At 70.1% G+C, this 20,156-nt stretch carries 22 protein-coding genes; 19 read left to right on the top strand and 3 right to left on the bottom strand.

Annotated features, from left to right (window positions below):
* The first annotated feature begins 98 nt into the window (after positions 1 to 98).
* Complete coding sequence (locus FB559_RS37690; protein ID WP_185792662.1) at positions 99 to 2,900, top strand: helix-turn-helix transcriptional regulator; 2,802 nt, start codon at positions 99 to 101, stop codon at positions 2,898 to 2,900.
* Positions 2,901 to 2,922: 22 nt separating this feature from the next.
* On the opposite strand, the gene FB559_RS37685 is transcribed toward FB559_RS37690, so the two are convergent.
* Entirely contained in the window at positions 2,923 to 3,150 is a 228-nt protein-coding gene (locus FB559_RS37685; RefSeq protein ID WP_141962394.1) for a hypothetical protein, read from the bottom strand.
* Complete coding sequence (locus tag FB559_RS37680; protein ID WP_141962393.1) at positions 3,137 to 3,385, bottom strand: DUF6400 family protein; 249 nt, start codon at positions 3,383 to 3,385, stop codon at positions 3,137 to 3,139. Before FB559_RS37680 ends, FB559_RS37685 begins: the two co-directional genes overlap by 14 nt.
* 300 nt (positions 3,386 to 3,685) lie before the next feature.
* Here FB559_RS37680 and FB559_RS37675 point away from each other — a divergent pair, with 300 nt between their 5' ends.
* From FB559_RS37675 to FB559_RS37590, 18 genes are all read left to right on the top strand, one after another.
* Complete coding sequence (locus FB559_RS37675; RefSeq protein WP_221640628.1) at positions 3,686 to 4,531, top strand: ferritin-like domain-containing protein; 846 nt, start codon at positions 3,686 to 3,688, stop codon at positions 4,529 to 4,531.
* 90 nt (positions 4,532 to 4,621) lie between these two features.
* On the top strand, positions 4,622 to 5,221 hold the full coding sequence (locus tag FB559_RS37670; RefSeq protein ID WP_141962392.1) for a sigma-70 family RNA polymerase sigma factor: 600 nt from the start codon (positions 4,622 to 4,624) through the stop codon (positions 5,219 to 5,221).
* Positions 5,222 to 5,285: 64 nt separating this feature from the next.
* On the top strand, positions 5,286 to 5,999 hold the full coding sequence (locus FB559_RS37665; RefSeq protein WP_246122757.1) for an anti-sigma factor: 714 nt from the start codon (positions 5,286 to 5,288) through the stop codon (positions 5,997 to 5,999).
* A 407-nt stretch (positions 6,000 to 6,406) separates the two neighbouring features.
* Positions 6,407 to 6,952: a D-sedoheptulose-7-phosphate isomerase gene (locus FB559_RS37660; RefSeq protein ID WP_246122755.1), complete on the top strand. Its 546-nt coding sequence runs from the start codon at positions 6,407 to 6,409 to the stop codon at positions 6,950 to 6,952.
* The gene (locus FB559_RS37655; protein WP_141962390.1) at positions 6,949 to 7,170 is read left to right on the top strand and encodes a HypC/HybG/HupF family hydrogenase formation chaperone; all 222 of its coding nucleotides are present in this window, start codon (positions 6,949 to 6,951) and stop codon (positions 7,168 to 7,170) included. The genes FB559_RS37660 and FB559_RS37655 overlap by 4 nt, the downstream gene beginning before the upstream one ends.
* Positions 7,167 to 7,805, top strand: coding sequence for a D-sedoheptulose-7-phosphate isomerase (locus tag FB559_RS37650; RefSeq protein WP_141962389.1), 639 nt, complete (start codon positions 7,167 to 7,169; stop codon positions 7,803 to 7,805). Before FB559_RS37655 ends, FB559_RS37650 begins: the two co-directional genes overlap by 4 nt.
* A gap of 78 nt (positions 7,806 to 7,883) precedes the next feature.
* Positions 7,884 to 8,942, top strand: a complete 1,059-nt coding sequence (locus tag FB559_RS37645) for an NADH-quinone oxidoreductase subunit B family protein (RefSeq protein ID WP_141962388.1) — start codon at positions 7,884 to 7,886, stop codon at positions 8,940 to 8,942.
* 14 nt (positions 8,943 to 8,956) lie between these two features.
* Complete coding sequence (locus FB559_RS37640; RefSeq protein WP_141962387.1) at positions 8,957 to 10,732, top strand: nickel-dependent hydrogenase large subunit; 1,776 nt, start codon at positions 8,957 to 8,959, stop codon at positions 10,730 to 10,732.
* 89 nt (positions 10,733 to 10,821) lie between these two features.
* Positions 10,822 to 11,361, top strand: a complete 540-nt coding sequence (locus FB559_RS37635) for a NifU family protein (protein ID WP_141962386.1) — start codon at positions 10,822 to 10,824, stop codon at positions 11,359 to 11,361.
* A 37-nt stretch (positions 11,362 to 11,398) separates the two neighbouring features.
* On the top strand, positions 11,399 to 12,094 hold the full coding sequence (locus FB559_RS37630) for a DUF5947 family protein (RefSeq protein WP_246122753.1): 696 nt from the start codon (positions 11,399 to 11,401) through the stop codon (positions 12,092 to 12,094).
* Complete coding sequence (locus tag FB559_RS37625) at positions 12,087 to 12,743, top strand: DUF6084 family protein (protein WP_141962385.1); 657 nt, start codon at positions 12,087 to 12,089, stop codon at positions 12,741 to 12,743. Before FB559_RS37630 ends, FB559_RS37625 begins: the two co-directional genes overlap by 8 nt.
* Positions 12,740 to 13,984, top strand: a complete 1,245-nt coding sequence (locus tag FB559_RS37620) for a hypothetical protein (protein ID WP_141962384.1) — start codon at positions 12,740 to 12,742, stop codon at positions 13,982 to 13,984. The genes FB559_RS37625 and FB559_RS37620 overlap by 4 nt, the downstream gene beginning before the upstream one ends.
* A complete protein-coding gene (locus FB559_RS37615; protein WP_141962383.1) occupies positions 13,981 to 14,493 on the top strand; it encodes a hydrogenase maturation protease in 513 nt (170 codons plus the stop codon). Before FB559_RS37620 ends, FB559_RS37615 begins: the two co-directional genes overlap by 4 nt.
* Position 14,494: 1 nt before the next feature.
* On the top strand, positions 14,495 to 14,887 hold the full coding sequence (locus FB559_RS37610; RefSeq protein WP_141962382.1) for a hydrogenase maturation nickel metallochaperone HypA/HybF: 393 nt from the start codon (positions 14,495 to 14,497) through the stop codon (positions 14,885 to 14,887).
* Entirely contained in the window at positions 14,862 to 15,107 is a 246-nt protein-coding gene (locus tag FB559_RS37605) for a HypC/HybG/HupF family hydrogenase formation chaperone (protein WP_342781043.1), read from the top strand. The genes FB559_RS37610 and FB559_RS37605 overlap by 26 nt, the downstream gene beginning before the upstream one ends.
* Positions 15,107 to 16,234: a hydrogenase formation protein HypD gene (gene hypD, locus FB559_RS37600; RefSeq protein WP_141962380.1), complete on the top strand. Its 1,128-nt coding sequence runs from the start codon at positions 15,107 to 15,109 to the stop codon at positions 16,232 to 16,234. Before FB559_RS37605 ends, hypD begins: the two co-directional genes overlap by 1 nt.
* Entirely contained in the window at positions 16,227 to 17,384 is a 1,158-nt protein-coding gene (hypE, locus tag FB559_RS37595) for a hydrogenase expression/formation protein HypE (RefSeq protein WP_246122751.1), read from the top strand. The genes hypD and hypE overlap by 8 nt, the downstream gene beginning before the upstream one ends.
* Positions 17,385 to 17,394: 10 nt before the next feature.
* Positions 17,395 to 17,712 carry a hypothetical protein gene (locus FB559_RS37590; RefSeq protein ID WP_141962379.1) on the top strand — a complete coding sequence of 106 codons (318 nt, stop codon included), beginning with the start codon at positions 17,395 to 17,397 and terminating at the stop codon, positions 17,710 to 17,712.
* On the opposite strand, the gene hypF is transcribed toward FB559_RS37590, so the two are convergent.
* Positions 17,681 to 19,948: a carbamoyltransferase HypF gene (gene hypF, locus FB559_RS37585; protein ID WP_246122749.1), complete on the bottom strand. Its 2,268-nt coding sequence runs from the start codon at positions 19,946 to 19,948 to the stop codon at positions 17,681 to 17,683. The genes FB559_RS37590 and hypF overlap by 32 nt on opposite strands.
* Between the last annotated feature and the right edge of the window lie 208 nt (positions 19,949 to 20,156).

The raw sequence follows: 20,156 nt of genomic DNA, 5'->3' as shown, positions 1-20,156 counted from the left end.
CACCTCGCCCACCCACGTCACAGGGGATGTTCGCGCTGTTGCGGGGTGGTTTCGCGGATGGTTTTCTGAGACACATGGGGGGCGGACTTCGGCCTGCCGTGCGTGGGGACCCTGAAGACCTGTCCCGGCCCGGCCACCGCGGCCGGGCCCGGGAGTGGCGCGTTGTCATCCAGTCGCTGCGGGCGGCCGGGGCGGGCCGCGGCGGCGTGCTGCTGGTCGAGGGCCCGTCGGGGATCGGCAAAAGCCGGCTGCTCGCGGAGGCGGTCGAGGTCGCCGCGGAACGCGGCTTCATGGTCGCTCGTGGCGGAGCCGACGAGCTGCGGTGGCTGGATCCGCTGGCGCCGCTGATGTCGGCGCTCGGTGAGTCCGCTCGTACGCTGGGCTTTCCCAAAGGCGTGGGGTCCTCCGGTGACCTGCGGATATGGCTGGTAGACCAACTGAGGGCGCGGCTGGAGGAACGTCTCGTCCAAGGCCCGATGCTCCTCACGCTGGATGACCTGCAGTGGGCGGACCCGGCGACCCTGCTGGCGCTGCGGTCGCTGGTGTCGGACCTGGCCTCGTACCCGCTCGTGTGGATGCTGGCGCGTACCAGCGGCGACGATGCCGCCCTGAACCGCCTGTACGACGTTCTGGGACGCGAGGGCGCCACGCGGGTGGTCCTGGCGCCGCTGGACGATGAGGCGGTCGGTGAGATCGCCGAGGACGTGCTCGGCGGGGCACCCGAGACCACGGTGCTCGCGCAGGCCGCCGTGGCCGGGGGTAATCCGTTCCTGCTCGTCGAACTGCTGGCCGGGCTCCGCGACGAGGCGGCCGTCGAACTGGCCGACGGCCGCGCGCGGCTGGTCACCGAGCCGCCGCTCCGGCTGCCGGAAAGCATCCAGACGTTCGCGCAGAACCGCCTGGACGGGCTGTCACCGCGGGCCCGGCATCTGCTCCAGGTGGCCGCGGTGCTCGGCCACTCCTTCGCGGTCGAGGACGTGGCCGAGCTACTGGACGAACCCGCCGGCGACCTGCTGTCGGCCGTCGAGGAGGTGTTGGCGACGCAGCTCGTGGTGGCCAGGAGTGACACACTGGCGTTCCGCCACCATCTGCTGTGGCAGGCGGTGACCGACGGCATTCCCCAGCCCGTACGACAGTGGCTGCACCTTCGGGCCGGGCAGATGCTGCTGGACCGCGGCGGCTCGGCGATCCCCGCGGCGGCGCACTTCATGGCGCATCCCCGGCCGGGCACCACGCAGGCCCTCGCCGGACTGGACCGTGCGGCCCGCGAGGTGCTGCCGTCCTCACCACAGACCGCCGCCGACCTCGCCACGCGGGCCCTGGAACTCACCGACGCCGCCGACCCAGGCTGGTTCGACCGTACGGTGACCGCGGTCGAGGCGTTGACGGCCACCGGGCGACTGTCGCAGGCCGCCGAGCTCGCCCGGACCGGGCTGGACCACGCATCTGACGGCCAGGCCCCCTACCTGCGCCATCAGCTGGCTCTCACCCTGCTGTTCAACGGCCGGCCGGAGGAGGCGCTGACCGAGCTCGAGGACGTGCTCGCCCGGCCCGACCTTGCCGCCGACCTGCGCGACGCGACCGAGCTGACGTGGTTCGTGGGGTTGTTCTCCCACCAGGACATCTGGCGCGGCCGTCAGCGGGCGGAGGCCATCGCGTTCGCCCGGGAGCATCACGGCGACGGCGCCCTGGTCGGGGCGCTCGTCCTGCTCATGCACATCGCCTGGGCCGAAGGGCGCGTCGCCGACGGGCTCGGCCTCGTCCGCGAGGCCGCGCGGATCGCCGGCGGCGGGTCGATCGGGGCGCACAGCACCGGCCCGCGCCTGAACCTGGCGATCTGCCTGCTGAACGTACGGCTGTTCACCGAGTCCGAAGACGTCCTGCGCGCCGCCGACGAGCAGATCGGCCGGTTGGGACACACGCTGCAGTCCGCCGGCGCCGCGTACGTACGCGCCTACCTGCGGCTGGTCACGGGCCAACTGGACGACGCCGCCGCCGAGGCCGAGGCCGGGCTGGAGACCGCCGATGAACTCGGCACCCACACCTTCACTCCCATCGGGATCCTCGTGCTCGCCACCGTGTCGCTGCTACGCGGCGACCTGTCCGCGGCCGCCGACTACATCCGGCGGTACCAGGCCCACTCCGCCCGGGGCCTGGCGTTCCCCGCGGGCTGGGCGACGGCGGCGGTCGCCGAGGCCCGCGGCGGTCCAGGGGAGGCGATGCGCGTACTCCGCACCATCTGCCCCGACGTCGCGATGTGGCGCTGGCACCTCGTGGCCGAGTCCAACCTCGCGGCGTGGGGCACGCGCGTCGCGCTGGCGGCCGGCGACCGCGCCCAGGCCGAGATGATCGTCGCCACGATGGACCGCATCGCCCGCGACAACCCCGACTTTCCCGTCCTCACCCACGCCGCGGCCCACGCCCGCGGAATCCTCCACCGCGACGCCGCCGCGCTCCGTGAGGCCGCCGCGGGGTCCCCCGACCCGTGGGCACGCGCGTCCGCCGCCGAGGACCTGGGCGTCCTGCTCGGCGGCGCCTCCAGCGAACCCGACCACCAGACGGCCATCGACGACCTCGACCAGGCGCTCGAAGGGTACGAGCGGATCGGCGCGCCCCGCGACGCGGCGCGCGTCCGCGCGCGACTCCGCGGACTCGGCGTCCGGCGACGTTACTGGGCGCACTCCGAACGTCCCGAGACCGGCTGGGACAGCCTCACCGACACCGAGAACAGCGTCGCCGAACTCGTCGCCGAAGGCCTGACGAACAAACAGGTCGCCGCGCAGATGTTCATCTCACCCCACACCGTCAAGTTCCACCTCCGGCAGGTGTTCCGCAAACTCGACATCGGCTCACGCGTCGAACTGGCCCACATCATCACCCGGCGGGACAACGCCTCGTGATCGGTCGCACCGACATGGCCGCCTACGCGGCGTCTCCGCTGCGGCCGAAGTACGTCTCGTGGTCCCACAGGTGGGTGCAGGCGGGGCATTGCACGTGCAGGACGCTGCCGGAGTTCGCCAGCAGGTAGCGCCAGTGGGTGCCGCAGTTGCGGCCGGAACGGCAGTCGTCGCATCGCTCGTGGTCGCGGCAGCGCGGGCAGTCGATCCAAGCCCGGCGGCCGATGTCGGCGTCCGGGTCAATCGGCAGCATGACCGGTCTCCCGCGATGGCAGCACGCCGGCCGACACCAGCATGTCGTAGGTGGCCCGCTGCCGCGCGTCGAGACCGGAGTAGAGCAGGTCGTGCGCCTCCTCCTCCGCTCGCAGCGCGGCGATCGGGTCCCAGTGTGGGCCGAGCGCCGTCACCACCTCGGCGCGGCGGCGGGCCTCCTCGTGGACGAGGTCGATCTCGAAGACGGCGTACGTGGGGTTCGGGGGCAGGCTCATACTCGGCTTTCGGGGGACGCTCAGGTGATCGGCGGAGAGCGACGGCGAGGGGGTTCAAGGGCGCCGCGGAGGCGGGACGCCGGCCCGAACGATCACAAAGGGTGAAATTTGGGGGAGTGGGGCCATGGCCCTCGCGACAAGTTTAGCCCTGGTGAGAGCCATGTCCAGGTGACGTACCTCACGCTGAGTGATCAATCGAGCGATGTGGCGACCGGCCGCTCGCCGCGGTGGGCAATCCGGGAAAGCCGGTGCTCCGAATTCCCTGCATGGGCGTTCTGTATGAAGGACTACATTCCCGGCATGGCGTTCTGTATGGATGACTACGCGAGATCAGCCGCCCCCGTGCGGACCGACGACCTGGACTTCACCGCGTTCGGCACGCGTCCGTTAAGCGCCGCAGGGCTGCGGTGTCTCCGCTACATGTGCGACGTCGAGAACCACACCGTCTGCTACCTGCGCGACCTGCTCGTGACGCCGTCGCACACCGACCCCGAAGTCACGGCGTTCCTCACCATGTGGAACTACGAGGAGTACTGGCACGGCGAGGCGCTCGCCGACGTGCTCGCCGCGCACGGCGCGGGCCGTGGGGATGACCACATACGGGAGATCCGCCGCGCGCAGGGGTGGCGGGACCGGGTGGCGCCGATCAAGCAGGCGCTCCTCGCGCAGGCGATCGGCGAGGATTTCGTCGCGGTGCACATGACGTGGGGGGCGATCAACGAGTGGTGCACCCACGCGGGATACGCCCGGTTGATCGAACGGGAAGGGCACCCGGTGCTCACCGAGATGCTGGAACGGATCATGCGCCAGGAGACCCGGCACGTGGCGTTCTACGTGGGCCAGGCGCGTGCGCGGTTGGCCGCCTCCCGGCGCGCGCGGCGGCTGACGCGTTTCGCGCTGCGGAGGTACTGGCGGCCCGTCGGCTCGGGCGTGATGGCACCGGACGAGACGCGGCACCTGCTGTCGTACCTGCTCGCCGGGCGGGGCGGCGAACGCACGGCCGCGAGCATCGACGCCCGCATCGACCGGCTGCCGGGGCTGGAGGGTCTCGGCCTGATCGGGCGTGCCACGGGGGGCCTGACGGACGCGGCAGGTTCTCCGACCCGGCTCGTCCCGGATGCGGATGCGGATGCGGATGCGGCATGATCGGGACCACTGGCCGGTGTTGGCGGACCCGGACGAGCGATGGTCCGGACCAATCCACCACCGCAGCGGTAACGAATCGAGTGTGTGGAGATGAGCGATCGGCGCGCGGCGCGACTCTGGAAGGGTGATCCGGGCGGCCACGAACAGCAGGCCGACCTCGGTGACCTGCTGACTCACGTGGCGCGGGGGGACCAAGCGGCGTTCGAACGGGTCTACGACGAGGTCTCCGGGCCCGTGTACGGGCTCGCGTTGCGGATCGTGCGTGATCCGGCGCAGTCCGAGGAGGTCGCCCAGGAGGTCCTCATCGACGTCTGGCGCACCGCGTCCCGGTACGAGCCCGGCCGGGGGAGCGCGATGTCGTGGGTCATGATGCTCGCCCACCGGCGCGCGGTCGACCGGGTCAGGTCCGCCCAGGCGGCGTCCGAGCGCGAGCAGCGTGCGGGCCGCGATGCCGGGCCCGCCTACGACGAGGTCGCCGAGAACGTCCAGGTCAACCTGGAGCGCGAGCAGGTACGGCGCTGCCTTTCCACCCTCACCGAGACCCAGCGTGAGTCGATCACGCTCGCCTACTACGTCGGCTACACCTACCGTGAGGTCGGAGAGCTGCTGAAGGTGCCACTCGGCACGATCAAGACCCGGATGCGGGACGGACTCATCCGTCTTCGCGACTGCCTCGGGGTGAACCCTTGAGCGAGCGCAGCGAGCGAATCGATGAAACCGGCGCCCTGGTCACCCTTCCGACGAAGGAGGGTTCATGAGCGAGAACATGCACACGCTGGCCGCCGCGTATGCCCTCGACAGCCTCACCGACGTCGAACGACGTCGCTTCGACACCCATCTCAATGACTGCGACACCTGTGCCGACGAGGTCGACGGGATGCGCGAGACCGTCACCCGGCTCGCCACCGCGGCGGCGCAGGAGCCGCCCGAGGCGCTGCGTGAGCGCGTGCTCGCCCAGGCCGCCCGTACCCGGCAGCTGCCGCCCCGCGTACGCCGTCCGGGCTCCGGGCGCACCCGTAGACTCGGCTGGATGCTGTCCGCGGCCTGTCTCGTCCTCGCCGTCGTGCTGGGCCTCGCGACGCTACGGGAACAGCACACCAGGGAGCGGGCCGACCGGCTGAACCGCGAGATCGCCGCGGTGATGGCGGCATCGGACGCCCGCACCGTCAGCGGCTCGGTACGCCCCGGCGGCAGCGGCACCGTCGTCGCCTCCCGGTCACTCGGCAAGGCCGTCATCGTCATGTCGGGGCTGCCACAACTCTCCTCTGCCAAGACCTACGAACTGTGGCTCATGGGTCCTCAGCCGCCACGCCCGGCCGGCACGATGCGGCCGCCCGTGCACGGCAACCCCAAGCCGATCCTGGCGACCGGCCTCGGCGACGCCACCCAGATCGGCCTCACCGTCGAGCCCGCGGAAGGGTCGTCCCGGCCGACGAGTCAGCCGATCTTCACCGCCACGATCTCCTGACGAGGCGTGTACGCAGAGTAACGACATTATTTCTTGAATTTCCAGATATGGCGATATTTTCGGTCCATATGTCCCTTTGTAAGGGCCACAAGATCTTTGGAACGGTCTAATAGCCGGGGACTGAAAATGATCATTTATGGATCATGCCTGGAAGTGCTGAACAATGCCCTGACAGCGGTCAAGATGATCACTGCCTGCGTGACGTCACTGTAGGTGATCAAGCTTAAACCTTTGGTTTTCGGTGCCTTGTACGCCACGGGGCCCTGATGTATGTTCCGTGAGTCGTCTGTCACATGTCGTTATCAAGCCCTTCCGATTTCACCCAGGGAAGTGGTCCGCAAATGCAGCGGACAGCGGGACGCGTACATGAGGTCTTCGCCCGGAGACAGGCTCCCGGACGAGCGCTGGTGGACAGCGCGGACGTGATCGCACAGGCCTGTCACGCGATCTCCGAACGCTTTCACCGCGGCGGACGGCTGTTCACCTTCGGCAACGGCGGTGCGGCCACGGACGCCCAGCACATCGCGGTCGAGTTCGTCCATCCGGTGATCGTCGGAAAGCGCGCCCTGCCCGCCCTGTCGCTGACCGGGGACGTCGCCACCCTCACCGGTGTCGGCGCGATGGCCGGCTTCGACGACGTGTTCGCCCACCAGCTCCGCCACTTCGCCGAGGCCGACGACATCGCGCTCGGCATCTCGCCCGACGGCCGGTGCGCCGGCGTGCTGCGCGGCCTGCGGACCGCCAAGGACCTGGGCCTGCTGACGGTGGCGCTGCTCGGCGGTGACGGCGGCGACGTCGCCCGTGCCGCGGTGGCCGACCATCAGGTGATCGTGCCCTCCGCCGACCCGCGCGTGGTCAAGGAAGTGCACGTCACGACCTACCACGTGCTGTGGGAGCTGGTCCATGTGTTCCTCGAACAGCCGGGTGTGCTCGCTCCAGAAGTGATCGCATGAGCGCAGGCCTGAATCACTGCGAAGGCGACCACTGCGTCACCTGCTCCGATGAGGCCGTCGCGGTGCGGGTCGTACGCCTGCACGACGGCGACCTCGCGGACGTCGATGTCGGCGACGGCCGTACGGAGGAGGTCAGCGTCGCGCTCGTGGACGCCGCGGTCGGCGACACCGTGCTCGTCCACGCCAAAGAGGCGATCGGGCTGGTGCCTGCGCCATGAGCGAAATGCGGGAGCTTTACCCGTTCCTCTACTCCGGCGACACCGACCTCGAGTCCGTCATGGACGAGGTGCGCCGCTCCACCGCCGAGAAGGCGAACGAGATCGTCGCGCTCCGCGAGAGCGTGCTCGCCGCCGACGGCGCGCGGCTGACCGAGTGCGCGGAGCGGATGGCCGAGGCCTTCCGCGCCGGGGGACGGCTGTTCACCTTCGGCAACGGCGGCAGCTCCACCGACGCGCAGGATGTCGCCGCGCTCTTCCTCAACCCCGGCGGGGAGTCGCGCCCGCTGCCCGCGCTCGCGCTGACCACCGACGTCGCGGTCATGACCGCCCTGTCCAACGACATCGGCTTCGAGGTCGTGTTCGCCCGTCAGCTCGGCGCGTTCGGCCGCGCCGGCGACATCGCGCTGGGCCTTTCGACGAGTGGCAACTCCGCCAACCTGATCCGCGCTTTCGAGGAGGCGATGCGTCGAGGAATGCTGACGATCGGACTGGCCGGACACACGGGCGGGCAGATGGCCGAGATCGAGGGCCTCGATCACCTCTTCACGGTGCCGTCGTCATCGGTGCACCGGATCCAGGAGGCCCAGACCACGGTCTACCACGCCCTGTGGGAGCTCACCCAGTACGCGCTCTGACGCGCACCCCGATGGCACGCGGCCCCGCCGCGTACGCCACCCCAACCCGACCGCCTACCCCAAGGTGGTGAACGTGGCATGACGACGCCGACCGAGTCGGAGACCACACAGGAAGAACCTGTCGTCCACATCCTCTGGATCAACGCGGGCCTCAGCTGCGACGGCGACTCGGTCGCCCTGACGGCGGCCACGCAGCCGAGTATCGAGGAGATCGCCCTCGGCGCCCTTCCGGGTCTCCCCAAGATCGCTGTGCACTGGCCGCTGATCGACTTCGAGTGCGGGCCCGACAAGGGGGCCGACACCTTCATCGAATGGTTCTACAAGGCCGAACGCGGCGAGCTCGAACCCTTCGTGCTGGTCATCGAGGGCTCCATTCCGAACGAGTCGATCAAGGAAGAGGGCTACTGGTCCGGGTTCGGCAACGACCCGGCGACCGGCCAGCCCCGTACCACCAGCGCATGGCTGGACATCCTGGCGCCCAGGGCGACCGCGGTGCTCGCCGTCGGCACCTGCGCGACGTACGGCGGCATCCACGCCATGGCCGGCAACCCGACCGGCGCGATGGGCGTGGCCGACTACCTCGGCTGGGACTACAAGTCCAAGGCCGGGCTCCCGATCGTCAACGTGCCGGGCTGCCCGATCCAGCCGGACAACCTGTCCGAGACGATCCTGTACCTGCTGTACCAGGTCGCCGGGCAGGCGCCGATGATCCCGCTGGACGAGGCGCTGCGGCCGACCTGGCTGTTCGGCGCGACCGTCCACGAGGGCTGCGACCGCGCGGGCTACTACGAGCAGGGCCAGTTCGCGACCGAGTACGGCTCCCCGAAGTGCCTGGTCAAGATCGGCTGCTGGGGCCCGGTCGTGAAGTGCAACGTGCCCAAGCGCGGCTGGATCAACGGCATCGGCGGCTGCCCGAACGTCGGCGGCATCTGCATCGGCTGCACCATGCCGGGTTTCCCGGACAAGTTCATGCCCTTCATGGACGAACCCCCAGGCGCACGCGTGTCCTCGATGGCCAGCGGCGCGTACGGCGGGGTGATCCGCGCTCTGCGCGGGATCACCGCCAGGAAGCTCGACAAGGAACCCAAGTGGCGCAAGAAGGGTGATTTGGCCACCGGCTACAAATCCTCTTGGTGAGCGGAGACGCGCAGATGGCAACGCAAGACGGCATCGTCGAGATGGCGTGGGACCCGATCACCCGCATCGTGGGCAGCCTCGGGATCTACGCCAAAGTCGACTTCAACAACAACACGGTCGCGGACTGCTACAGCACCTCATCGGTGTTCCGCGGCTACAGCATCTTCATGAAGGGCAAGGACCCGCGGGACGCGCACTTCATCACGAGCCGCATCTGCGGGATCTGCGGTGACAACCACGCGACGTGCTCGGTCTACGCCCAGAACATGGCCTACGGCGTCCGGCCACCGCACCTCGCTGAGTGGATCATCAACCTCGGCGAGGCCGCCGAATACATGTTCGACCACAACATCTTCCAGGAGAACCTGGTAGGGGTCGACTACTGCGAAAAGATGGTCAGGGAGACCAACCCGGGCGTGCTCGCCCTGGCCGAGCGCACTCCGGCGCCGCACGCGGAGGACCACGGTTACAAGACCATCGCCGGCATCATGAAGTCGCTGAACCCGCTCGAGGGCGAGTTCTACCGCGAGGCTCTGCAGGTCAGCCGCTCGACCCGCGAGATGTTCTGCCTGATGGAGGGGCGCCACGTGCACCCCTCGACGCTCTACCCGGGCGGCGTCGGCACGGTCGCGACCATCCAGTTGTTCACGGACTACCTCACCCGCCTGATGCGGTACGTGGAGTTCATGAAGCGGGTCGTGCCCATGCACGACGACCTGTTCGACTTCTTCTACGAGGCCCTGCCGGGCTACCAGGCGGTCGGGCAGCGGCGGGTCCTGCTGAACTGCTGGGGCTCCTTCAACGACCCGGACCACTGCGACTTCACGTACAAGAACATGGCCGCCTGGGGCAAGAAGATGTTCGTGACCCCCGGCATCGTCGTCGACGGGAGGCTCGTCACCAACGACCTTGTCGACATCAACCTCGGCATTCGCATCCTGCTGGGCAGCTCGTACTACGAGAACTGGACGGACAAGGACAAGTTCGTCACCCACGACCCGCTCGGCAACCCGGTCGACATCCACCACCCGTGGAACCAGCACACGATCCCCAAGCCCGGTAAGCGCAACTTCGAGGACAAGTACAGCTGGGTCATGTCGCCGCGCTGGTTCGACGGCAAGGACCACCTGGCCCTCGACACCGGCGGCGGCCCGCTCGCGCGCCTGTGGTCCACCGCGCTGTCGGGACTCGTGGACACCGGGTACGTCCGGGCGACCGGGCACAGCGTCGAGATCAACCTGCCGAAGACCATGGGAGCGCCGGAGAAGACGTTCGAGTGGAAGATCCCCATGTGGAACGGGGAGCCGCTGTCCAACGCGATCGAACGGAACCGGGCCCGCACCTACTTCCAGGCGTACGCCGCCGCGCAGGCGCTGTACTTCGTGGAGAAGGCGCTCGCCGAGATCCGGGCCGGCCACACCAAGACGTGGGAGCCGTTCAAGGTCCCGGACGAGGCGATCAGCGTCGGCTTCACCGAGGCCGTACGCGGCGTGCTGTCCCACCACATGGTGATCAAGGGCGGCAAGATCGCGAACTACCACCCCTACCCGCCCACGCCATGGAACGCCAGCGTGCGGGACGAGTACGGCACACCCGGGCCCTACGAGGACGCCGTTCAGAACACCCCGATCTTCGAGGAGAACTCCCCGGAGAACTTCAAGGGGATCGACATCATGCGCACCGTCCGCAGCTTCGACCCGTGCCTGCCCTGCGGCGTGCACATGTACATGGGCAACGGTAAGTCCCTCGACCGGGTCCACTCTCCTCACGCCTTCACGGGCGAGGGCTGAGCCACTCCCCGGTACTCCGCCGCGGCCCCACCGGGCCGGGGCCGCGGCGGAGCCGCCCGCACCATGACCGACCGGAAGGGGCTTGGCCGATGCCTGGATCCAAGGACGTAAAAGACGCGGGCGCGCGCGTGGAGCAGCTGCTCGCCGAGATCGACGACCCGGCCGACCGCGACCGGGCCGAGGAACTGGTCACCGCGCTCATCGAGGTGTACGGGGCAGGCCTGGCCCGGATCCTGGAGATGGTCGGGGACGAGACGGCGCGCACCCTCGCCGGCGACAACCTGGTCGGCTCGCTGCTGATCGTGCACGACATCCATCCGCTCAACACCGCCGAACGCGTCCGTGGTGCGCTCGAGCGGGTCCGGCCCTACCTCGGATCACACGCCGGCGGCGTCGAGCTCCTGGGCATCGACCTGTCGGGGGTTGTACGCCTCCGTCTGGAGGGTAACTGTTCAGGGTGCCCGTCATCGCAGGTCACCGCCACGATGTCGATCGAGAGAGCCATCCTGGAGGACGCTCCGGAGATCACCGAGGTCGTCGTCGAGGGCGTCGCGGCAGAACCCACGCTGCTGCAGATCCACCCGTACCAGGGCAAGGAGTGCGCGGTGCCGGAGGAGGTCTCGTCGTGACTCTTTCCGGCAGCGCGGACGACAGGAGGGAACGAACGTGAGCCTGCGCCGGTTCGCCGCGGGGCGGGAGCAGTTCGAGCGTGAGCGGGCGGCCACCGAGCCCGCCCCGGCTCCCGCCGGGCCTCCCGTCGAGAAGTGCGAGATGTGCGCCGAGCCGATCGGCGAGGTGCACGGTCACGTCGCGAACCTCGAGGACCGGCATATCCTCTGCACCTGCCGACCCTGCATGCTGCTGTTCACCCATGCCGGCGCGGGCACGGAACGCCGCCCCACGGACGGCGCCGACTCTCCGATACGGCGGTTCCAAGCGGTACCCGAGCGCTACCGCTATGACCCGGACTTCGCGATGTCCGAAGGCGACTGGGACGAGCTGGCCATTCCGGTACGTATGGCGTTCTTCTTCCGCAACACCGGCATGGGCCGCACGGTCGCGTTCTATCCGAGTCCGGCCGGGGCGACCGAGTCGGAGCTGTCCCTGGACGCCTGGGTGCGGATACTGGCCGCGAACCCCGCCGTCGCCGACGTCCAGCCCGACGTCGAGGCACTCCTCATCGACCGCAGGTCCGGCGCCTACCTCGTGCCGATCGACGTCTGCTACGAGCTCGTCGGCCTGGTCCGGCTGTACTGGAAGGGCTTCGACGGGGGCGAGGAGGCGTGGAACGCGATCAACGGCTTCTTCGCCGCCCTGCGCGACCGCGGCGAGCGAGTGGTCAGGGAGGAGGCGCATGGCTGATCTCACTTTCGAGTGCCTCGGCGTACGGTCCGACCCGTACGCAGCCTCGCCCACGCTGGTCTTCCGGCTGCGCATCGCCGAGACCGGCGGCCGCGCCGTGAACGCCATCGCGCTGCGCTGCCAGCTTCGGATCGAGCCGCACCGTCGCAAGTACTCCGAGGCCGAGACGCCGCTGCTCGGTGACCTGTTCGGCACGCCCGACCGCTGGGGCGACACCCTCAAACCGCTGCAGTACGCCACGGTCGCGGTGATGGTGCCCGGGTTCACCGGCGAGACCGAGGTCGACCTGCCCGTGCCGTGCTCCTATGACCTGGAGGTCGCGGCCAACAAGTACTTCGCCTCGCTGGAGGACGGCGAGATCCCAATGCTGCTGCTGTTCAGTGGCACCGTCTTCGTCCGGACCCCGACGGGCTTCACCGTCAACCAGGTCCCGTGGACCAGCGAGACCCCGCAGCGCGTGCCGGTCGCCGTCTGGCGGGAGGCGATGGACCGCTTCTTCCCGGGCTCGGGCTGGCTGCGGCTGCGCCGCGCGACCATCGCCGAGCTGATGCTCTACAAGACGGCGAAGGCGCTGGCAGGCTGGGACGACGTCATCGCCGACCTGCTCGCCCAGGCCAAACTCACGCAGGGCAAGGAGGCCCGGCCGTGAGGGATCTGGAGGCCGCGCGCAAGATCGCGGACGCCGTCCTGTACGAGGGCTACCTGCTCTATCCGTACCGCGCCAGCGCGGTGAAGAACCAGGTGCGCTGGCAGTTCGGGGTGTTCGTGCCGCCCGGCTTCACAGTGACCGAAGAGCCGTCCGCCTGCCAGACCGAGTGCCTGATCGAGGCCGGCGAGGTCGTGCACGCGCGCTCCCGGTTCCTGCACGTCCAGGCTCGCACGTCCGAAGGCGCCGAGCCGTTCGACGAAGCGGCCGAGCGCGAGATCGACCACGTCTGGCGGCTGGAAGAGCTGCTGGAGGGCGAGCAGGTCCGCGACATCCGAATCCCGGGCGGGCGGGAGACCGTGGACGGAGTCACCCGTACCTGGCAGCCCCTGCACGTCCGGGTGCGCGCCGCCGCCGAGCAGATCCCCGGCCCGTACGGCGTGGTCCGGCTGCGGCTGCGGCTGGAGAACACCGGCGAGTGGACCGGAGAGGAGCGCCCCGAGGCGCTGCGGCACTCCCTGGTCGCCGCGCACACGCTGATCGCGCTCACCGGCGGGAGGTTCGTGTCCCTGGTCGACCCACCCGAATGGGCCCGGCCCGCGGTCGACGGCTGCGAGAACCTCCGCACCTGGCCGGTGCTGATCGACGACGACGTGGTCCTGTCCTCGCCGATCATCCTGGAGGACCGGCCCCAGATCGCGCCGGAGAGCCCCGGCGACCTGTTCGACGCGACCGAGATCGACGAGATCCTCAGTCTGCGCACCATGACGCTGACCGACGAGGAGAAGCGCGAGGCGCGCGCCACCGACCCGCGCGCGGCCGAGATCATCGACCGGGTCGACGCGATGCCACCCGAGCTGCTCGACCGCCTGCACGGCGCGATCCGCTCGCCCGGCCCACGGCGCGGCTGGGACAACGGACCGGACGAGGTGCCGGTCTTCACCACCGATGAACCCTGGTGGGACCCTGGCGCCGATGCGTCCGTCTCGCCGGAGACCGACCGGATCACGGTCGCGGGGCATGAGGTCGGCAAGGGCAGCAAGGTGGTTCTCCGGCCGTCCGGGCGCGCCGACGCGCAGGACATGTTCGTCACCGGCCGGGTCGCCACCGTCGAGGCGGTGCTGTTCGACGTCGACGGCTCACAGCACCTGGCCGTGACCATCGACGACGACCCCGGCACCGACATGCGGCGTGCGCAGGGCCGCTACTGGTACTTCGCCCCAGACGACGTGGAGCCGCTGTGAAGATCCTGGTCGCGGGTGTCGGGAACGTCTTCCTGGGCGACGACGGGTTCGGCGTCGAGGTCGCCCGGCGGCTGGCCGACATCGAACTGCCCGTCGACGTCGACGTCGGCGACTTCGGCATCCGCGGCATCCATCTCGCCTACGAGCTGTCCGACTATGACGTGACGATCCTGGTGGACGCAACGCCGCGCGGCGAGCCGCCCGGCACGATCTACACCCTCGAGCTGGAGGAGGGCGAGCCCACGGGCATCATCGACGCGCACGGGATGACGCCCGACGCCGTACTCGACCTGGTCGGGGTGGTCGGCGGCGAGATGCGGCGGGTCCTGCTGGTCGGCTGCGAGCCGGCGGACATCTCGCCCGGGATAGAGCTCAGCCCGGCGGTCACGGCCGCCATCGAGCCCGCCGTTCAAGTGGTTCGCGAACTCATCGAGGAGGAGCGCCATGGTCCGAGAACCCAGGCCCCGGAGACCGAGACGGCCACGGGCGTACCGGGGACGGTGAGCTGACGTGCACGAGATCGGGCTCGCCGAGGCGATCCTCGAGGCGGTCGAGAAGCGCGCCGCCGGGCGTCCGGTGCGCCGGGCGAAGATACGTGCCGGCGCGCTCCTGCGTGTCGTCGAGCCCTCCATGGACCTGGCGTTCCAGATGGTCACCGAGGGCACGATCGCCGAGGGCGCGGCCATCGACATGGTCGTAACCCCGGCCCGGCTGAGCTGCCGTTCGTGCGGCCATGAGGCCGGCACGCTCGACCCGCTGGCCGTCTGTCCCGCCTGCGGAGACGGTGACGTGCAGATGACCGGCGGCGACGAATTGGTGCTGGAATCCATCGAGATAGCGGAGGCGCGGGATGTGCCTGGGAATACCCGGGGAGATCGTGGAGATTCTTTCCGATCAACCTGATCTCGCCAAGGTCGACATCAGCGGCGTGCGGCGAAATATCAACATCGGCCTGATCACCGAAGACAATCCGCAGCCGGGGGACTGGATCCTCATCCACGTCGGCTTCGCCCTCTCCAAGATCGACGAAGCCGAGGCCAAGGCGGCGATGGACTTCCTCGAAGGGATCGGCCAGGCCTACGCCGACGAGATCGAGGCACTGATGGAATCGAGGATCGAGTGATGCGCTTCGTCGACGAGTACCGCGACGCGGAGAAGGCACGCGCACTGGCCGCCTCCATCGCGAACCTGTGCGAGCCGGGCCGGCAGTACAAGTTCATGGAGGTCTGCGGCGGGCACACGCACACGATCTACAAGCACGGGCTGGAGGACTACCTCCCGGAGAACGTCACGCTCGTGCACGGGCCGGGCTGCCCCGTCTGCGTGATCCCGATGGGCCGGGTGGACGACACGATCCACATCGCCGAGCAGGACGACGTCATCATGACCTCCTTCGGCGACATGATGCGGGTGCCCGGCGGGCGCGGGTCCTTCTTCGACTCCAAGGCGGCCGGCGCCGACATCCGGATGGTGTACTCACCGCTCGACGCGCTGAAGGTCGCCCGGCAGAACCCGGACAAGAAGGTCGTCTTCATGGCGATCGGCTTCGAGACCACCGCGCCGTCCACGGCGATGACCGTACTGCGGGCCAAGGCCGAGGGGCTGACCAACTTCTCGATCTTTTGCAACCACGTGACGATCATCCCGGCCATCAAGGCGATCCTGGACTCACCCGACCTGCGCCTCGACGGGTTCATCGGCCCGGGTCACGTCTCGACGGTGATCGGCTGCCGGCCGTACGACTTCATCGCGGGGGAGTACGGCAAGCCGATCGTCGTGGCCGGGTTCGAGCCACTGGACATCCTGGCCTCGATCCACATGCTGCTCCAGCAGCTCGCCGAGGGCCGCTCGGAGGTGGAGAACCAGTACGGGCGCGTCGTGCCGTGGGACGGCAACCTCAAGGCGCTCAAGGTGATCAACGAGACGATGGAGCTGCGGCCCTACTTCGAGTGGCGCGGGCTGGGTTTCATCTCCCACTCGGCGCTGCGGGTCCGCGAGGCGTACGCCGAGTTCGACGCCGAGCGGATCTTCGAGATCCCGGGCAGCCGGGTCGCGGACCCGAAGGCCTGCCAGTGCGGCGAGGTGCTCAAGGGCGTGCTCAAACCCTGGGAGTGCAAGGTGTTCGGCACCGCGTGCACCCCGGAGACGCCCATCGGCACCTGCATGGTCTCCTCCGAGGGCGCCTGCGCGGCGTACTACAACTTCGGCCGGTTCACCCGCGAGCGGGTCCAGGAGGCCACCCGTGGCTGAGCGACCCGTGATCGAGGGATCCGCGCCCGAGCGGTCCGCCGACTGGGCCGAGGCCGCCGTACGCGAGCACGCGCACGTCGAGATGGCCTCCCGCGAGGAGCAGGTGCTCGAACGCATCGACCGCGCCCGGCGGGCCCGGCCGCGGCTGCGCGAGGAGAACATCACCCTCTCGCACGGCGCGGGCGGCAAGGCCACCCAGACGCTGATCCAGGCGGTCTTCCTCGACGCCTTCCGCAACCCGCTGCTCGAACCCCTCGACGACGGCGCGCGGCTCAGCATCGACGGCGCCTCGCTGGCGTTCACCACCGACTCCTACGTCGTGTCGCCGCTGTTCTTTCCCGGCGGCGACATCGGCGACCTGGCCGTCAACGGCACCGTCAACGACCTGGCCGTCTCCGGTGCCGAGCCGCTGCACCTGTCGGCCGGGTTCATCCTGGAGGAGGGCTTCCCGGTCGCGGACCTGAAGCGGATCGTCGCGTCGATGCGGGTGGCGGCGGAGGTCGCCGGCGTGCAGATCGTCACCGGCGACACCAAGGTGGTCCAGCGCGGCAAGGCCGACGGCTGCTACATCAACACCGCCGGAGTCGGCGCGATCCGGCGTCCGCTCGGCGGCGAGGTGCGGCCCGGCGACGCGATCCTGGTCTCCGGCCCGATCGGCGAGCACGGCGTGACGGTCATGCTGGCGCGGGGCGAGCTGGACATCGAGTCCGACGTGACCTCGGACACCGCGCCGTTGAACGGCCTGGTCGCGACGCTGATGGACGCCTGTGGCGAGGGCGTGCGCCGGATGCGCGACGCGACGCGAGGCGGCGTGGCGACGATCCTCAACGAGGTGGCCGCCGACGCGGGCGTCGCCGTCGTCGTGGAGGAGGACGCGTTCCCGGTACGCCCCGACGTACGCGGCGCGTGCGAACTGCTCGGCATCGACCCGCTGTACGTCGCCTGCGAGGGCCGCATGGTGGCGATCGTGTCCGGAGACGTGGCCGACGAGGCGCTGGCCGCCCTGCGCTCGCATCCGCTGGGCGCCGGCGCCGCCCTCGTCGGAAGGATCAAGGACGACCCGCCCGGGCTCGTGCTGCTCAAGACGGCCTTCGGCGGCACCCGAATCGTCGACCTGCTGGTCGGCGACCCCCTTCCCCGCATCTGCTGAGGAGCACACCATGAGCGACCCCGAGGACCCGGCCGTACAGGGCGCCGACAAGGCGTTCGAGGGCCCGGACGAGACCGAAGACGGAGAGGGCTTTGTCGGCCCCAGCGCCGCCGGCACCACCGACGAGGGCGCTCCGCCGGATGACGCGGGGGAGAGCAAGCGGCGCAGCGCCGAGGACATCGCCGACTCCGGCGACGAGGAGGGCAGGACCACCGAGGGCACCCAGGGTGCCTCCGGACGTCCGTACGGTAAGACCGAGCCCGAGGGTTCCTCGGGCGTCGACCCGCAGGGTTCCGTCACCGAGGGTCCGTACCTGCCTCCCGCGTGACCGGCTCGGACGCGCCATGGGGCCGGGCGGCGGCGACCGCCGCCTGGCCCAGGCTGATGCCGCCGTCGCCCGGCGGCACGCGGTGGTGGACCAGCACGCCGAAGCCGCCGGCCTCCAGGCCGGCCACCGCGCGCTCCAGCAGCAGGAGGTTCTGGAACACGCCGCCGGACAGCGCGACCGTCGTCAGGCCTGTCGTCTCGCGCACGCGCAGCGCCCCGGCGACGACGAGGCCGGCGACGGCGTTGTGGAACCGCGCCGCGATCGACGGGACGTCCACGCCCGCGCGCAGGTCCGCGACGACGGCGGCGACCAGGTCCGCGCCCGAGACCGTGAACGGCGACCCGTCGTCGAGACGCACCGGGTACGCGTCGCCCACGCGTGGGTCGGCGCGCTGTTCGAGCTCGATCGCGGCCTGTCCCTCGTAGGTGACCCGGTCGCGGACGCCGAGCAGGGCGGCGACCGCGTCGAAGAGCCGTCCCATGCTCGAGGTCAGGGGTGAGCCGACCCCGCGGTCGCCCATGGCCACGACGGTGTCCCAGCGCGCGGCGTTGCGCCGGGCGACGTCCAGGTCCGCGGGCACGCCGTGCGCGGCCGCCATCCGCCAGGGCTCCCTGATCGCCATCGTGCCGCCCGGCAGCGGCACCGGCCGCAGGTGCCCGGCACGTTCGAAGCCGGTGAGGTCCGCGACCAGGAACTCACCGCCCCACAGCGTGCCGTCCGTGCCGTACCCGGTGCCGTCGAACGCGACGCCGATGACCGGCTCGGTCCGCTCGTTGTCGGCCATGCACGAGGCGATGTGCGCGTGGTGGTGCTGCACCCCGACCAGCGGCAGGTCCTGTTCGAGGGCGTACTTGGTCGAGAGGTATTCGGGGTGCAGGTCGTGGGCGATCAGCGACGGAGTGATGTCGAAGAGCCGCCCGAAGTGCTCGATGCCCTCGCGGTAGGCGCGAAGCGTCTCGTAGTTCTCCAGATCCCCGATGTGGTGGGAGACGAACGCGCGCCCGTCTTTCGCCAGGCAGAAGGTGTTCTTGAGCTCGGCCCCGCAGGCCAGCACCGGAGGGCCGCCGGCGGGCAGGGGCACGGGTCCGGGCACGTACCCGCGAGAGCGCCGCAGCGGCATCTCCCTCCCGCGGAAGACCCTCGTGACCGAGTCGTCGGTGCGCACGTGGATCGGCCGGTCGTGGGTGAGGAAGGCGTCCGCGATCTCGCGCAGGGCGGCGAAGGCGTCCTCGTCGCGGTACGCGATCGGCTCGTCGGAGACATTGCCGCTGGTGAGCACCAGCGGTTCGCCGGCCAGCAGGTGGTGCAGGGGCGTGTAGGGCAGCATCACCCCGATGGAGCGGTTCCCCGGCGCGACGGCCGCGGCGAGCGGCGCGTCCGCGAGCCGCCGCAGCAGGACGATGGGCCGCCGCACGCTCGTCAGGAGCGCCTCCTCGGCCGGCCCGACCTCGCCCAGGCTCCGCGCCGAGCGCACGTCCGCGGTCATCACCGCGAACGGCTTGTCCTCGCGGTGCTTGCGGGAGCGCAGGGCCGCGACCGCGGATCCGTCGGCGGCGGTGGCGGCCAGGTGGTAGCCGCCCAGGCCCTTGAGCGCGAGGACGCCACCGTCGCGCAGCAGGGCGCGCGCCGCGGCCATCGGCTCACCGGGGAGCGCCCGCCCGTCCGGGTCCCTCAGCGTCACGTGCGGGCCGCAGGCCGGGCAGCACACGGGCTGGGCGTGGAATCGCCGGTCGGCCGGATCGCGGTACTCGGCGGCACAGTCGGCGCACATCGCGAACCCGGCCATCGTGGTGTTCGGCCGGTCGTAGGGCACGTCGGTGACGATCGTGAAGCGCGGCCCGCAGTTGGTGCAGTTGACGAACGGGTAGCCGAACCGCCGGTCGGCCGGGTCGCGCAGCTCGCGCAGGCAGTCGGCGCAGGTCGCGGAGTCCGCGGACACCAGGGTGCGCCGCCGCCCGGACGCCTCGCTGCCGACGATGCTGAAACCACCGTGCCCGTGCGGTGCGAGCGACCGGGTGCTGATCCGCTCGATCACCGCGAGGGGAGGCGGCTCCCGCAGCCCGCGCAGGAACCGCTCGACCGTACCCGCGTCCCCTTCGACCTCGATGAAGACACCGGCCGCGTCGTTTCCGACCAGCCCGGCGAGCCCCAGGCCCGTCGCGAGACCGTGCACGAACGGCCGGAATCCGACCCCCTGCACGGTGCCCTCGACCCTCACTTCGGTGCGAACGCGCACGGTGAGGATTGTGCCACGCTCAGCACCGCCGATCACGAATATCGCGCGACGGAGACGGCTTCGCCGGGCCGCGCCTTGAGCCGGGATTCTTTCGCCGAAAGTCTAGACTTTCAGTACACGCGTGCCGTGGTCGTCTGGCCATACTTGCGCGGTGACCCTCGATCGAAGGCGATTTCTCCGCGCCGCCGGATTAAGCGTCGCCGGACTG

The sequence above is a fragment of the Actinoallomurus bryophytorum genome, assembly GCF_006716425.1.
Lineage (GTDB): Bacteria > Actinomycetota > Actinomycetes > Streptosporangiales > Streptosporangiaceae > Actinoallomurus > Actinoallomurus bryophytorum.
This window is presented reverse-complemented; position numbering and strand designations above follow the sequence as displayed.